Origin of the sequence: Streptomyces sp. NPDC047880 (genome assembly GCF_040706515.1) — a bacterium.
GTDB lineage: Bacteria > Actinomycetota > Actinomycetes > Streptomycetales > Streptomycetaceae > Streptomyces.
The window spans coordinates 1-12879 of sequence record NZ_JBEZOK010000012.1; the positions used below are offsets into that span (position 1 = coordinate 1).

Below are 12879 nucleotides of genomic sequence, written 5' to 3' on the forward strand. Positions count from 1 at the left end.
CCTCGTACTTGGGCGTACTCGGGCTTTCGGCCGGTGCGGCGAGAGGGCGTGCCGGGCGTCGCGACGGGGCGAACGTTGCCTGCCGCGGCACTGGCCGGCCGACCGCCGATGCCGGACGCGGAAAAGGCGCCCCGGGCGGCCCGGGGCGCGGAAGGCGACGCGGCCGGACCCGGTGCGCACCGATCCGGACGGCCCGGTCCCGGGGCGCACCGATCCGGACGGGCCGGTCCCGGGGCGCGTCGAGCTGGCCGGCCCGGCCCCCGGCCCAGGCCTCACACCGCCGGTTCCGGCTGGGGCTCGGCGCGGGGGGCGGGGATGGGCTGTGCTTCCCACAGCCTCGTCGTCCGCTGGTAGCCGTAGACCACCGAGGCCATCGCCAGCAGGAGCAGGGGCGCGAAGAGCCACGGGTACGCGGCCATCTCCATCGGCAGGAAGCGGTAGGACGCCAGCAGTACCGCGAAGACGACCGTCCCGTAGCCGACCAGCCGCAGACCGGCCCGGTCCCAGCCGCGGTCGTACGTGCGCAGCGCCGCCTCGACCGTGTACGCGAACACCACGCCGGCGATGAGGTCCACCCCGTAGTGCCAGCCGAACCCCAGCGTCGCGGCCAGGGTGGCGATCAGCCAGAACGTGCCGGCCAGACGCAGGGCGCGCGGGCCCCTGCGGGAGTGGATGAAGATCGTCGTGGCCCACGCCGTGTGCAGGCTGGGCATGCAGTTGCGCGGCGTGATCCCGTCGAACGGCATCGCGTACGGGGTGGTGACCGGCGGCAGCGTGTCGGGCCACAGGTCGGCCGCCGCCCAGTGCCCGCCCTCGGGGCCGTAGGCGAACATCGGCCCGACCACCGGGTAGATCATGTAGACGGCCGGTCCGAGCACGCCGATCAGCAGGAAGGTCCGCACCAGGTGGTGGCGCGGGAAGCGCTGCTCGGCCGCCACGTTGCGCAGCTGGTACAGCGCCACGCAGACCGCGGCCACCGCGAGCTGGGCGTAGACGGAGTCGAGGGCGTGCTCGCCGACCGGGCCGCTCGCCCTGAGGAGCCGGCCCGCCAGCCACGACGGGTTGCCCAGCGCGTGATCGGCCATGGCGACGTACGGGTCGAGTACGACCGGGCGGGTCTTCGACGTGATCAGCAGCCAGGTGTCCCCGGTCTTGCGGCCGGTCACCAGCAGCAGGCCGAGCCCCACGCCCTTCAGCATCAGGACGCGCTCCGGGCCGGTGCGGCGGGTGAGGGCGATGATCCCGCAGCCCAGGATCACCCACAGCGCACCGTTGCCGAACGGGTGGCCTTCGTCGGGGTAGGCGCCGCTCGCCCAGCGGACCAGCAGGAACACGACGTCGATGCCGATCGCGGTGCCGAGGGCGATGAGCCGTTGCCGCCAGGTGAGCACCACCATCGTCAGGGCGAGGCTGGCGTACAGCAGGAAACCGGACTTGGGGGCGTGGATCACCTCGCGGGCCTGCGTGGTGATCGGCCCGGGTACGCCGAGCCGGTACGCGGCGATCTGGAGCGCGACGAGGAACCCGAGGGTGAGCACGCCGGCCGCGGCCCACAGCACGGCCCGTGGGCGCCGCCTCGCGGCGGAGGCGATCCGTCCTGTGCGAGAGGCTTCCCGCGACGCCGTCGTCGTCAATGTCTCAGCCGCTTCCTCGTGGTGGTCGTGGTGGTGAGCCGGAGCCGGTCTACGAGGTCCGCGGCTCTCGCCGCATCAGGTACGCCGCCCCCGCCCCGGCGCCGAACAGCGCCGCCACCGATACCGCCGTCGCGAGCCAGGTCGCCCCCAGCCAGTGGGCGCCGAAGTAGCCGAGGGCGACGCTGTACACGGCCCAGGTGAAGCCGGCCAGGGCCGACCAGGGCAGGAAGTCGCGGGCGCGGTGGTGGGCGGCGCCCGCGCCGAGGGAGACCACCGAGCGGCCGGCGGGAGCGAAACGGGCCACGACCACGAGGGCGCCGCCGCCCCTGGCGAGCGCCGCGCCGAGACGTTGCTGTGCGGTGGTCAGCCGCCGGGAGCGGGAGATCGCCCGGTCCAGCCGGGCACCGCCGCGCCAGGCGAGGCGGTAGGCGGCCAGGTCTCCGAGGACGGAGGCGGTGGCCGCGCAGAGGGTCAGGGCGAGGATGTCGGGTACGTCGGTCGCGGTGCCCGCTGCCGCCGCCGTGGCCGCCGTGATCACCAGGACGCCGCTGGGCAGCACCGGAAGGAACACGTCGAGCAGGACGGACAAGGCCACCACCGCGTAGATCCACGGGCCGCCGATCGGCAACCCCACTTGCTCCAGCACCGCGACTCCCCGTGACTCCCCCGTGGGCCAGACCGTGCCGCGGTGGCGCGGGGAAACGGCAGGAGTGGCCATGACAGCCATACAGCGTACGCCCGGGGTGTGACGGGCGGTTCACGGGGGCTCATACGTTCGGTGCGGACTGTTCACCTCGCGGCGACTCGTCCGGAGTTGTCACGAAATGTATGAGTGGCGTCCCTCGCGCACCGGTCACGGGCCGCCGCAGACGAAACGGCGCCTTCCTCCGGAGGAAGGCGCCGCTCTGGTGTCCGACGGGCCGGGCGGCTCAGGCGGCCACCGGGGTCTGGTCGGCGGAGTGCCGCTCCTGCCCCGAGGCGCGCTTGGCCAGCAGCCGGTCCAGGCCGAACGCGCCGGAACCGGTGAAGATCAGCAGGAACATGGCCCAGCAGTACATGGCCGCGCCCTCGCCGCTGTTCTCGATCGGCCACAGCCCCTGGGGCTGGTGGACCTTGAAGTAGGCGTACGCCATCGCGCCGGAGGAGATGAACGCCGCGATGCGGGTGCCGAGACCCAGCAGCACCAGGATGCCGCCGACGAGTTCGATCACGGCCGCGTACCAGTTGGGCCAGGCGCCGGTCGGGGCGGTGCCGCCCTTGCCGTCCGCGCCGCCGAGGACGCCGAAGAGTGCGACGGCGCCGTGGCAGGCGAACAGCAGGCCGACCACGATCCGGAACAGCCCGAGCGCGTACGGCTGGGCGCCGTTGAGGCGAGCGGTCATGTGGGGGGTCTCTCCTTCGGTTGGCCGGCTCTGGGGAGGCCGGTCGGGGACGGATACCGCGGAGTAGCCCACGTTAGGTGCGCCTAATTGATGCTTGCAAGTTCAACATTTGGCCACGACTTTGCCTCCCGATGGGGCGCAATCCCTGGCACAGCCGCACGTGGAGCGGCTTTCGCCGCCGCGTCCACGCCCGAAAGAGTGACCGAATCCACTCCCGGCGGGCTCCCGCGGCGGCCGTCCCGTGCATGCCTTCTGTCGGCATGCCGACCGTGAACCTCCCGGTGTGTGCAACTTCTTGATGAGTCATCAGGCGATCCGGACAAGGTTCGCGCCACAACGCACAGGCGGGACAGCCGGGTTACGGGGCCAGTTCCGAGTCCATCAGCGTCGTCAGGCGGGGGCCCGCCCCCTCGCGGGGCTTGGCCTGCTCCAGTCGCAGCCGGGCGGAGCGGCCGCGCATGGTCAGGGTCATGAGCTGGTTGCCGAACCAGGGGCCGCCCGTCTTGCGCCAGCGCACCGGCGGGCTCGGGAGACGGCCGTGCCGGGCGAGGCCGCGGCCGACACCGCGTGCCAGCGCGCTCCAGCCGATGCGGAAGGCCAGCCGCATCGACAGGGGGACCGAGTTGTGGACGGGGGAGCAGACGAGCTGCACCACCCGGGCGTCCGGGCCCGGGCCGGGCCACGAGGGTTCGGCGATGTAGGCGTGGTGCACGTCCCCGGACAGCACGCACACCGTCGCCGGCGCGTCCCGGCCCGAGCCCGCCTCGGCGATCAGCTCCGCCAGCCCGGCGAAGGACTCGGGGAACGCCGACCAGTGCTCCAGGTCGGCGGCGCGCCGCACCTTCTCCCCGAACCGCGCCCAGCGCTCGCCCCGTTCACCGCCGCACAGCGCCGCGTTCCACCCCTCGGCGTCGTGCACCAGGTGCGGCAGCAGCCAGGGCAGCGAGGTGCCGATCAGGAGGTGGTCGTAGGACTCGGACCTGTCCCGCACCTGCTCGCGCAGCCATGCCTCCTCGCCCGGGTCGAGCATCGCGCGCTCGTCCTCGGCGAGGACCCGGGCGGCCCTGCTGTCCACCATCACGAGGCGTACGCGCCCGAAGTCGCGCCGGTAGCTCCAGCGGGCCGTCGCCGCGTCGGCGTCGGCCCGGGCGGCGAAGTCGCGCAGCGCATCGGTGCCGTCGGCAACCTTGCACACCGCCTCGTACACCGGGTCGGCCGCCAGCTCCTCCAGGGAGAGGTTGCCCAGGTGCTGGTGGACCCAGTAGGACATCAGGCCGCTCAGCAGCCGCTCCTGCCACCAGCCGGTGGCGCGCATGTCTTCGAGCCAGGCGGCGGAGGTGTTCCAGTCATCGATCACGTCGTGGTCGTCGAAGATCATGAAACTGGGCACGGTGGACAGCAGCCAGCGGATGCGCGGGTCGAGCCACGACTCGTAGTAGAGGTGGGTGTATTCCTCGTAGTCCGCGACCCCGCTGCCCGGCCCCTCCTTGATGTCGCGGCGGCCCGCCAGCCAGCGCTGGGTGGAGCCGGAGGTCTCGTCGGCGTACACCTGGTCGCCGAGCAGCAGCAGCACGTGCGGCCGCTCGCCCTCGGGGTCGGCGGCGAGGCGGGTGGCGAGGGCGTCCAGGGCGTCCGGGCCGACGGGGTCGTCCCCGCCGGCCGGCGGCGAGGCCCAGCGGCAGGAGCCGAAGGCGACGTTGAAGTCGCCCTCCGGGCCGGGTGCGTGGATCGCCGAGGGCGGGAAGGGGGAGCCGGGCAGCGGCCACACCCGGGTGCCGTCGAGGAGCACCTCGTAGGTCGTGGTCGTACCGGCCGTCAGGCCCGTCACCGGGACCAGGGCGTAGTGGTGGCCCGCGATCTGGAAGCTGCGGGCCGTGCCGCCGGCGCCGTCGGCGCAGCGCACCTCGGCGGTGCACGGACGGCTCGTCTCGACCCACACGGTCGCGGACGAGCCGTCGGTGTACCTCAGCAGCGGTCCGAGGCGCAGTGTGCTCATGTCGTTCCCCTCTCCGTCGCCCCGTACGGTACGCAGCGACGGAGCTCAGCGGGGAGGTCCCGACACGAATCAGCGTGTCAGCAGCTCGCGAGGTAGTTCGTCAGCGCGGACTTCTCGGCCGAGTCGACCGAGAGGCCGTAGTAGTACTTCACCTGCACCCAGGCGCGGACGTAGGTGCAGCGGTACGTGGTCCGGGAGGGCATCCAGGTGGCCGGGTCCTGGTCGCCCTTGGCCTGGTTGACGTTGTCGGTGACCGCGATGAGCTGCGGGCGGGTGAGGTCGTTGGCGAACGACTGGCGGCGGGACGTCGCCCAGGAGTCGGCGCCGGAGTCCCAGGCCTCGGCCAGCGGGACCAGGTGGTCGATGTCCAGGTCGGCGGCGGCGGTCCAGGTCGCGCCGTCGTAGACGGAGTACCAGCTGCCGCTGGTGGCGGCGCAGGAGGAGTCCTGCTGGACGTTCGTGCCGTCGCGCTTGAGGACGACCTCGCGCGTGTTGCAGGCGCCGGACTGGGGGATCCAGTGCGGGAAGAGGTCGCGGTCGTAGCCGGTGCGGTCCTCGGGCGCCACGGTGAGCGAGGCGAGGTAGGTGCGGGCGGTGGCGGCGCTCACGGGGGTGGGGAGGGCGGCGGAGGCCGCGGGGGCGTTGAAGAGGGCCACGGAGGATATGAGCGCGGTGGCCGCCGCGGCGACGCTCAGTCGTCGACGCGCGTAGAACCTGGGCATGCGAACTCCCTGGGGAGAGGGGGGTGTTGGCTGGCGAGCGAGGGAATGCTCGCGCTGCCGTGTGACGCACAGATGTGCGCCCGGTGAGAAGTTAGTGACGCGGCCATGACATGACAAGATTTCAGGCGGAACTTTTCACTCCAGGCGTGTCCCGTACCATGGACGGCGCAGAAGGGGAGTAGCTCTTCGCCGGACCGTCGACATACTGCTCAGCCCGCCTGAGCCGGCGCCCGGAGGCCGGTCCTTTCCCGGACCTGCCAGCGAGACCTTCGGCAGAGCAGTGCACACCCGTGCCTCCCGGCACGGGTTTCCGAGTGTGCTGCCGTGCCGAGGTGTCGCGTGCGAAGTCCAGCACTCTCGGTGGGGCAGCCCCGACCGATTGAGGAACCCTTGATCAGCCTGACCGTGACGGCCGTCGTCTTCGGTGTCGTCTTCCTCGCGGAACTGCCGGACAAGACCGCTCTCGCCGGTCTCGTCCTGGGCACCCGCTACCGCGCCTCCTACGTCTTCGCCGGTGTCGCCGCCGCCTTCGCGCTGCATGTCGCGCTCGCCGTGGCGGCCGGCAGTGTGCTGACGCTGCTGCCGCAGCAGATCGTGCAGGCCCTCACGGGTGTGCTCTTCCTGGGCGGGGCCGCGGTGCTGCTGCTCAAGAAGGGCGAGGACGAGGAGGAGATCCGCAAGCCGGAGAACCAGTCCTTCTGGAAGGTCTCGGGCGCCGGCTTCATGCTCATCCTGGTCGCCGAGTTCGGTGACCTGACCCAGATCATGACCGCGAACCTGGCCGCCCGCTACGACGACCCGCTCTCCGTCGGCCTGGGCGCGGTGCTCGCCCTGTGGACCGTGGCCGGACTCGGCATCGTCGGCGGGAAGGCGCTGATGAAGAAGGTGCCACTGCGGCTGATCACGCAGATCGCGGCGCTGGTGATGCTGGCGCTCGGGCTGTGGAGCCTGTGGGAGGCCGTGGCCGGATGACCCGGGCGCGGAACGGTGGATGAACATCTGGTGGGGGCCCCTGGCGCGAAACCGGGATTGTTTTGTACCGTGGAGGAACAAAGTGGCCTCCGCCCGTTTTCCCTGACCGGCGGGCGGGGCCGCCTTGTCCCCCCGGGGTGTGCCGGTCGCGATCCGCCGTCAGCCCCTCGCCGCGCTGGAACGCGCCCCGAGCCTTGGAGCTGCCGATGACGGCCACCGCCGTGCTCACCGCCCGCGCCCTCCTGCTGGACATGGACGGCACCCTCGTCAACTCCGACGCCTCGGTCGAGCGCGTCTGGCGGCGCTGGGCCGAGCGCCACGGGCTGGACGGGGACGAGGTCATGAAGGTCGTCCACGGTCGGCAGGGCTACGCCTCCATGGCGCTGCTGCTGCCCGAGCGGCCGATGGAGCAGAACCACGCCGACAACGCCCGGATGCTCGCCGAGGAGACGGCCGACACCGAGGGTGTCGTCGCGATCCCCGGGGCACCGCAGTTCCTGGCCTCGCTGCGGGGGGTGCCGCACGCGCTGGTGACCTCAGCGGACGTGCCGCTCTCCACGGCGCGGATGGCCGCGGCCGGTCTGGAACTGCCCGGGGTGCGGGTGACGGCGGAGTCCGTCGGTGCGAGCAAGCCCGACCCCGAGGGGTTCCTGAAAGGCGCCGCGGAGCTGGGGATCGCCCCCGCGGACTGCGTGGTGTTCGAGGACTCCGGAGCGGGGATAGCGGCCGGCCGCGCCGCCGGGATGACGGTGGTCGGGATCGGGCCCCGGGCCGCGGCCCACGGGCCGGACGTGGTGGTCGAGGACCTCACGAAGGTGCGGGTGGAAACCGTGGGCGACGGGACGATCCGCCTCCACATCGGCTGAGGTCGGGCGCTCGGCTCATCCGGGAGCTCGGCTCATCCGGACGACCGGCTCGTCCTGGCTGCGCGTGCGCGTCACGCGGGCGCGTACCGAACCGCTGCCTCCGGCGGTCACGTCAGCGGTCACTGTTTCCGAGCACGACGGCCCCGGCCGTCAGGGCTGCTCGGTTTCCGACTCCAGCTTGGTCCGGGTCTCCGCGTCGTAGACGCCGAGGTCGTCGGTCTGGACGCCGCGTGACCACTGGTACGTGCGGACCGCTTCCTGGAGGCGGTCGTCGAAGGTGCCGTCGGTGTCGTCGCCGTACAGGCGCAACTGGCGCAGGCGCAGCTGGAGTTCGGTGACCTCCGGGCCGCGGTCGCCGAGGCGCAGGACGGTGGGGCCGCCCTTCTGGCGGGAGTCCTCCGGGGGAGCCTGGTCGCCACCGGTCGCCGGCGCGGATGTCTGCGGCGCCGACGGGGAGGGCGACTGCGACGGGCTCGCCGAGGCGCTCGGCGCGGACGGCGAGGGCGAGGCGGACGGGCTGGTGCTGCGGGAGGCCGAAGGCCGCGGTGCCGCCGGGGCCGGCTCGACCGCCGTGGCGCTGCCCTCCGGGGTCGTGGGCGCCGCGCTGCTCGACGGGGCGTCCGGCACGCTCGCGCGGATGTCGTCCGGCAGGGCGGTGTCCCGGGACGGGCTCTCGTAGGAGAACAGCCCGGTCGCGTACCCGGCCGCAGCGACGACGGCGACACAGGCTCCGGCGGCGGCGACCAGAAGGGTGCTGCGCCGGCGGGGCCGACGCCTTCCGCTCTCGCCGGGCTCCGGTGCGCCGCGGTCCGTCCTCCTGGTGCCGTCGAACATTCGCAGGTCCGTGACGCTCGGCTCGGTGGTGGCGGAGGTCAGGGGAGCCGGGACCGCCGAGGCGGCGGAGGTGCCGGAGGTGCCGGAGGCGGCGGGCATGACGGCGGTCGCGCCCGGGTCGACGGCCGGCAGCGGTGCGGTGACGTCGGCGGGGGAGACCGACGGGGCGGCGCTCGCGGGGCGGGCGGCCCCGGTGTGCGGGGCGGTGGCCCGGGGAGCCGGCAGGGGGGTGCCCCCGGGGTGTGCGGCCTCGGCGGCCGGGAGGGGGGCCGTGACGTCCGCTGCGGCGGGCCGGCCCGGTGCGTCCATGGGGGTCGCCCCGGCACCTTCGGCACGTGGGGCTTCCGCGCGGCCGGTTCCGGGCGGCCGGGTGGCGGCGTCACGGGCTCGCGGCGCCGCGGCTGCCGTGGGCGAGGGCCGCGGGGGCGTCGTGGGCGAGGGCCGTAGGGGCGAGTCGGTCTGCCCGCCGGAGGCCCGCCGGTCGGAGGCCTGCCGGTCGGGGGCCTGCCGGTCGGGGGCCTGCCGGTCGGGGGCCTGCCGGTCGGGGGCCTGTCCGCCGGGGGCCTGCCGGTCGGAGGTCTGCCGGTCGGGGGCCTGCCGGTCGGGGGCCTGTCCGCCGGAGGTCTGCCCGCCGGAGGTCTGCCGGTCGGGGGCCTGCCGGTCGGGGGCCTGCCGGTCGGAGGTCTGCCGGTCGGGGGTCTGCCCGCCGGGGGTCTGCCGGTCGGGGGCATCCGCGGTGTCGATCTCCACGTACGGGCGGATCCGCAGCGGGTCGAAGTCCTCCGCTGCCGCCGCCTGGGTCGTCCGGGCGTCGCGCAGGGCCTCGGCGGCGCGGTGCGTGCAGGCACAACTGGGGGTGTTGTCCCGCTGTCTGGGCGCGCCGCACTCCGGGCACGGGTGACCGTTCGGCGGTTCCACGCGTTCCTCCCTCCCCTCGCGAACTCCAGAGATTATCCAGATCTTCTCCACAGCGTGATGGACGAGCCCCCGGAACCACCGCTTCCAAAAGGGCCCGGCAGGCCATAACAGGTCACAGCGGTCACGATGGAAAATGTCACAGCAGACTCGGGAGGTCGGATGGCCGAGGACGGGAACGCCGCCACGCTGACGCCCCAGGGCGCGGCCCTCCGGGAGCAGGTGCCCGGAAACGTCCTGGTCTCCATCGGTGCCCTGCTCCTCGGCATGCTGCTCGCCGCCCTCGACCAGACCATCGTGTCCACCGCGCTGCCCACGATCGTCAGCGATCTCGGCGGGCTGGACCACCTCTCCTGGGTGGTCACCGCCTACCTGCTGGCCGCGACCGCCGCCACCCCCCTGTGGGGCAAGCTCGGCGACCAGTACGGGCGCAAGCGGCTCTTCCAGGCGGCGATCGTGATCTTCCTGGTCGGATCCGCCCTGTGCGGCGCCGCGCAGGACATGGCCCAGCTGATCGCGTTCCGGGCCCTGCAGGGGCTCGGCGGCGGCGGGCTGATCGTGCTGTCGATGGCGATCGTCGGCGACCTGGTGCCCCCTCGGGAACGCGGCCGCTACCAGGGGCTGTTCGGTGCCGTCTTCGGTGCGACCAGTGTGCTCGGACCGCTGCTCGGCGGCCTGGTCACACAGCATCTGAGCTGGCGCTGGGTGTTCTACGTCAACCTGCCCGTCGGCGTCGTCGCGCTCGCCGTGATCGCGACGGTCCTGCACCTCCCGCGCACGTCACAGCGTCACGTCATCGACTACCTCGGCACCGTCCTCATCGCCGCCGTCGCCACCTGTCTGGTGCTGGTCGCCTCGCTGGGCGGGACGACCTGGGCGTGGGGGTCCTGGCAGATCGTCGGACTCGCGGTCCTGGGCGCCGTCCTCGCCGTCGCCTTCGTCGCCGTCGAGCGGCGGGCCGCCGAACCCGTCCTTCCGCTCCGGCTGTTCCGCGTGCGGACCTTCACGCTCGCCGCCGTGATCAGTTTCGTCGTCGGGTTCGCCATGTTCGGGGCCATGACCTACCTTCCGACCTTCCTCCAGGTCGTGCAGGGCATCAGCCCGACCATGTCGGGTGTGCACATGCTGCCGATGGTGCTGGGCCTGCTGCTGGCGTCGACGGCTTCCGGCCAGATCGTCAGCCGGACCGGCCGCTGGAAGGTGTTCCCGATCGCCGGAACCGGCATCACCACGCTCGGGCTGCTCCTGCTCCACCAACTCGACGAGCACAGCTCCACCGCCGAGTTGAGCGGCTTCTTCTTCGTCTTCGGCCTCGGGCTCGGCCTGGTCATGCAGGTCCTCGTGCTCATCGTGCAGAACGCCGTCCCCTACGCGGACCTGGGCGTGGCCACCTCCGGCGCGACCTTCTTCCGCTCCATCGGCGCCGCGTTCGGCGTCTCCGTCTTCGGCACGGTCTTCGCGCGCCGGCTCGGCGACCAGCTCACCGACGCTTTCCGGGGCGCCACGCTGCCACCCGGCACCTCCGTGGACACTCTGGAGGCCGACCCGCGCGGCATCGCCGCCCTGCCGCCCGGCCTGCGCCCGCCTGCCCTGCACGCCTACGCCGTGTCCATCACGGACGTCTTCCTGTACGCCGCCCCCGTCGCGCTCCTCGGCTTCGTACTGGCCTGGTTCCTGAAGGAGGACCGGCTGCGCGGCTCGGTCACCGCCCCCGACGCCACCGAGACCCTCGCCAGCAACCCGGTACAGCGGTCCTCGTACGACGAGGTGTGCCGCGCGCTGTCGGTGCTCGGCACCCGCGCGGGGCGGCGCGAGGCCTACCGGCGGATCACCGCCCGGGCGGGCTACGACCTGCTGCCCGCGACGAGCTGGCTGCTGCTGCGGATGCGGCGCCACGGCTCGGTGGAGCCGGGAGTGCTCGCCGACACCATGCCCGTGCCCCTTACCGTGATCATGGAGGCCGCCCGGCAGGCCGAGGAACGACGCCTGGCCGTGCGCCGGGGCGTCGACATGGTCCTGACCGGCGAGGGACGCGAGGTCGCCGACCGGCTGGCCGCGGCCCGCGAGGAGTCCCTCGCCGAACTGCTCGGCGACTGGTGGGGACCGGACCGGCCGGCCGACCTGGAGCATCTCGTACGGGAGCTGACCGGCGAACTGTGCGGATCACGCCGCGAGCGCCCCGCGCAGGAGCAGGCCTGAGGTCAGGTCAGTTCTTTGCTGAACCAGTGCTCCGCGTAACGGTCGTCGTTGTGCGGCTCGGTCTCCGTGTAGCCGAGGCGGGCGTAGAGGGCGCGGGCCTCGACGAGGTCGCCGCGGGTGTCGAGGATCATCCGGGTGGCGCCGAGCGCGCGTGCGGCGTCCTCGGCGGCGCGGACCAGGAGCGGGGCACCGCCCCGGCCGCGCGTCGACGCGTACAGGAACACCCGCGTCAGCTCGGCGGTCGTGTCGTCCAGCATGCGTACGCCCGCGCTGCCGGCCGGCTCACCGTCGTACCGGGCGACGAGCAGCAGCCCGCGCGGCGGGGCGAGATCGGCACCGGCCGGGGCGGCGATCTCCCGCTCCAGCTCGACCGGGTCGGTCCGGCGCCCCTCGTGCAGCAGGTACCAGCGGTCGCTGACCTCGGTGTAGTACGCCCGCCACAGAGCAGCGGCGACGGGGGAGTCGAACGGTTCCGGCGTCACGGTCCACATCACGAAGCGCATTCTCCGCAGGCACCCCGTTGGACACGCAACCGAATAGTTCCGGCCACCGTGTGCGCCCCGGATACGGCCGAACACCGTTTGGAAACGGGCTTCGGGGCTACCCGATGAGTGAACCGGTCCGCGAGGAGGGCCGGTTGGGCCGAGAACCCGGAAGGCATTCATGTCCACTGGCCTGATCATTGCTCTGATCGTGATCGCGGCGGTCGTCGTCATCGCGGCCGTCATGACCCTGCGTGCCCGCGGCCCTCGGCGGGGCCCGAGCCTGAAGCGGCGCTTCGGACCCGAGTACGAGCGGGCCGTCGCCCGGCACGACGGTGACGCCAAAGCAGCCGAGCGCGAGCTGACCGAGCGCGTGCAGCGCCACGGAGACCTGCGCGAGCGGCCGCTGGATCCGGCGCAGCGCGAGCAGTTCGAGGCGCGCTGGACGGCCGCTCAGGAGCGGTTCGTCGACTCGCCGCGCGATGCCGTCGCCGAGGCGGACCGGCTGCTCGCCGAGGTCGCCGGCGCCCGCGGCTTCCCGGACGGCGGGCAGTACGAGGAACAGCTGTCCGCGCTGTCCGTGCACCACGCCCACCACGTCGACGGCTACCGGCGCGTGCACCGCGCGGCGCACCTGCGCGCGGAGGACGCCCGTGACGGCGGCCAGGGCACGGAAGACATGCGTGAGGCCTTCGTGGCGGCCCGCGCCCTGTTCGAGGAACTGGTGAAGCCGGCCCGCCACGACGACGGCGGCCACACCGGCGGTCGGCACGACAGCGGCCGCGAGCGCGCCGCCCTGAACGGCGGCCGCAAGGCCCCGGCCCGCGGCGGGCACCTGCCGTGGGCGATGAACCGACGTCAGGCGAAGGAGAGTTGA

At 73.2% G+C, this 12879-nt stretch carries 11 protein-coding genes; 4 read left to right on the forward strand and 7 right to left on the reverse strand.

Annotated features, from left to right (window positions below; translation table 11 throughout):
* Positions 1–272: 272 nt before the first annotated feature.
* The 5 genes from AB0937_RS19285 to AB0937_RS19305 form a co-directional block, all read right to left on the reverse strand.
* Positions 273–1559, reverse strand: a complete 1287-nt coding sequence (locus tag AB0937_RS19285; RefSeq protein ID WP_366713145.1) for a phosphatase PAP2 family protein — start codon at positions 1557–1559, stop codon at positions 273–275.
* A 124-nt stretch (positions 1560–1683) separates the two neighbouring features.
* A complete protein-coding gene (locus tag AB0937_RS19290; protein WP_366713147.1) occupies positions 1684–2280 on the reverse strand; it encodes a VTT domain-containing protein in 597 nt (198 codons plus the stop codon).
* 283 nt (positions 2281–2563) lie between these two features.
* The gene (locus AB0937_RS19295) at positions 2564–3016 is read right to left on the reverse strand and encodes a DoxX family protein (RefSeq protein ID WP_366713148.1); all 453 of its coding nucleotides are present in this window, start codon (positions 3014–3016) and stop codon (positions 2564–2566) included.
* A gap of 358 nt (positions 3017–3374) precedes the next feature.
* Entirely contained in the window at positions 3375–5012 is a 1638-nt protein-coding gene (locus tag AB0937_RS19300; RefSeq protein WP_366713149.1) for an alkaline phosphatase D family protein, read from the reverse strand.
* A gap of 77 nt (positions 5013–5089) precedes the next feature.
* The gene (locus tag AB0937_RS19305) at positions 5090–5734 is read right to left on the reverse strand and encodes an HNH endonuclease family protein (RefSeq protein WP_366713150.1); all 645 of its coding nucleotides are present in this window, start codon (positions 5732–5734) and stop codon (positions 5090–5092) included.
* 390 nt (positions 5735–6124) lie between these two features.
* On the opposite strand from AB0937_RS19305, the gene AB0937_RS19310 reads away from it, so the two are divergent.
* Positions 6125–6706 carry a TMEM165/GDT1 family protein gene (locus AB0937_RS19310; protein ID WP_366713151.1) on the forward strand — a complete coding sequence of 194 codons (582 nt, stop codon included), beginning with the start codon at positions 6125–6127 and terminating at the stop codon, positions 6704–6706.
* Between the two features lie 206 nt (positions 6707–6912).
* On the forward strand, positions 6913–7572 hold the full coding sequence (locus AB0937_RS19315) for an HAD-IA family hydrolase (protein WP_366713153.1): 660 nt from the start codon (positions 6913–6915) through the stop codon (positions 7570–7572).
* A 150-nt stretch (positions 7573–7722) separates the two neighbouring features.
* Here the strand turns inward: AB0937_RS19315 and AB0937_RS19320 are convergent, their stop codons facing one another.
* The gene (locus AB0937_RS19320; protein ID WP_366713155.1) at positions 7723–9324 is read right to left on the reverse strand and encodes a peptidoglycan-binding protein; all 1602 of its coding nucleotides are present in this window, start codon (positions 9322–9324) and stop codon (positions 7723–7725) included.
* Positions 9325–9483: 159 nt separating this feature from the next.
* Here AB0937_RS19320 and AB0937_RS19325 point away from each other — a divergent pair, with 159 nt between their 5' ends.
* Complete coding sequence (locus AB0937_RS19325) at positions 9484–11520, forward strand: MDR family MFS transporter (RefSeq protein WP_366713156.1); 2037 nt, start codon at positions 9484–9486, stop codon at positions 11518–11520.
* A 2-nt stretch (positions 11521–11522) separates the two neighbouring features.
* On the opposite strand, the gene AB0937_RS19330 is transcribed toward AB0937_RS19325, so the two are convergent.
* Positions 11523–12023, reverse strand: coding sequence for a GNAT family N-acetyltransferase (locus tag AB0937_RS19330; RefSeq protein WP_366713158.1), 501 nt, complete (start codon positions 12021–12023; stop codon positions 11523–11525).
* 160 nt (positions 12024–12183) lie between these two features.
* Here AB0937_RS19330 and AB0937_RS19335 point away from each other — a divergent pair, with 160 nt between their 5' ends.
* Entirely contained in the window at positions 12184–12879 is a 696-nt protein-coding gene (locus AB0937_RS19335; protein WP_366713160.1) for a hypothetical protein, read from the forward strand.

Coding starts and splice junctions, on each gene's coding strand:
- AB0937_RS19305 (WP_366713150.1), bottom strand. CDS start 5,734: ATGCCCAGGTTCTACGCGCGTCGACGACTGAGCGTCGCCGCGGCGGCC.
- AB0937_RS19315 (WP_366713153.1), top strand. CDS start 6,913: ATGACGGCCACCGCCGTGCTCACCGCCCGCGCCCTCCTGCTGGACATG.
- AB0937_RS19335 (WP_366713160.1), top strand. CDS start 12,184: ATGTCCACTGGCCTGATCATTGCTCTGATCGTGATCGCGGCGGTCGTC.
- AB0937_RS19300 (WP_366713149.1), bottom strand. CDS start 5,012: ATGAGCACACTGCGCCTCGGACCGCTGCTGAGGTACACCGACGGCTCG.
- AB0937_RS19330 (WP_366713158.1), bottom strand. CDS start 12,023: ATGCGCTTCGTGATGTGGACCGTGACGCCGGAACCGTTCGACTCCCCC.
- AB0937_RS19295 (WP_366713148.1), bottom strand. CDS start 3,016: ATGACCGCTCGCCTCAACGGCGCCCAGCCGTACGCGCTCGGGCTGTTC.
- AB0937_RS19325 (WP_366713156.1), top strand. CDS start 9,484: ATGGCCGAGGACGGGAACGCCGCCACGCTGACGCCCCAGGGCGCGGCC.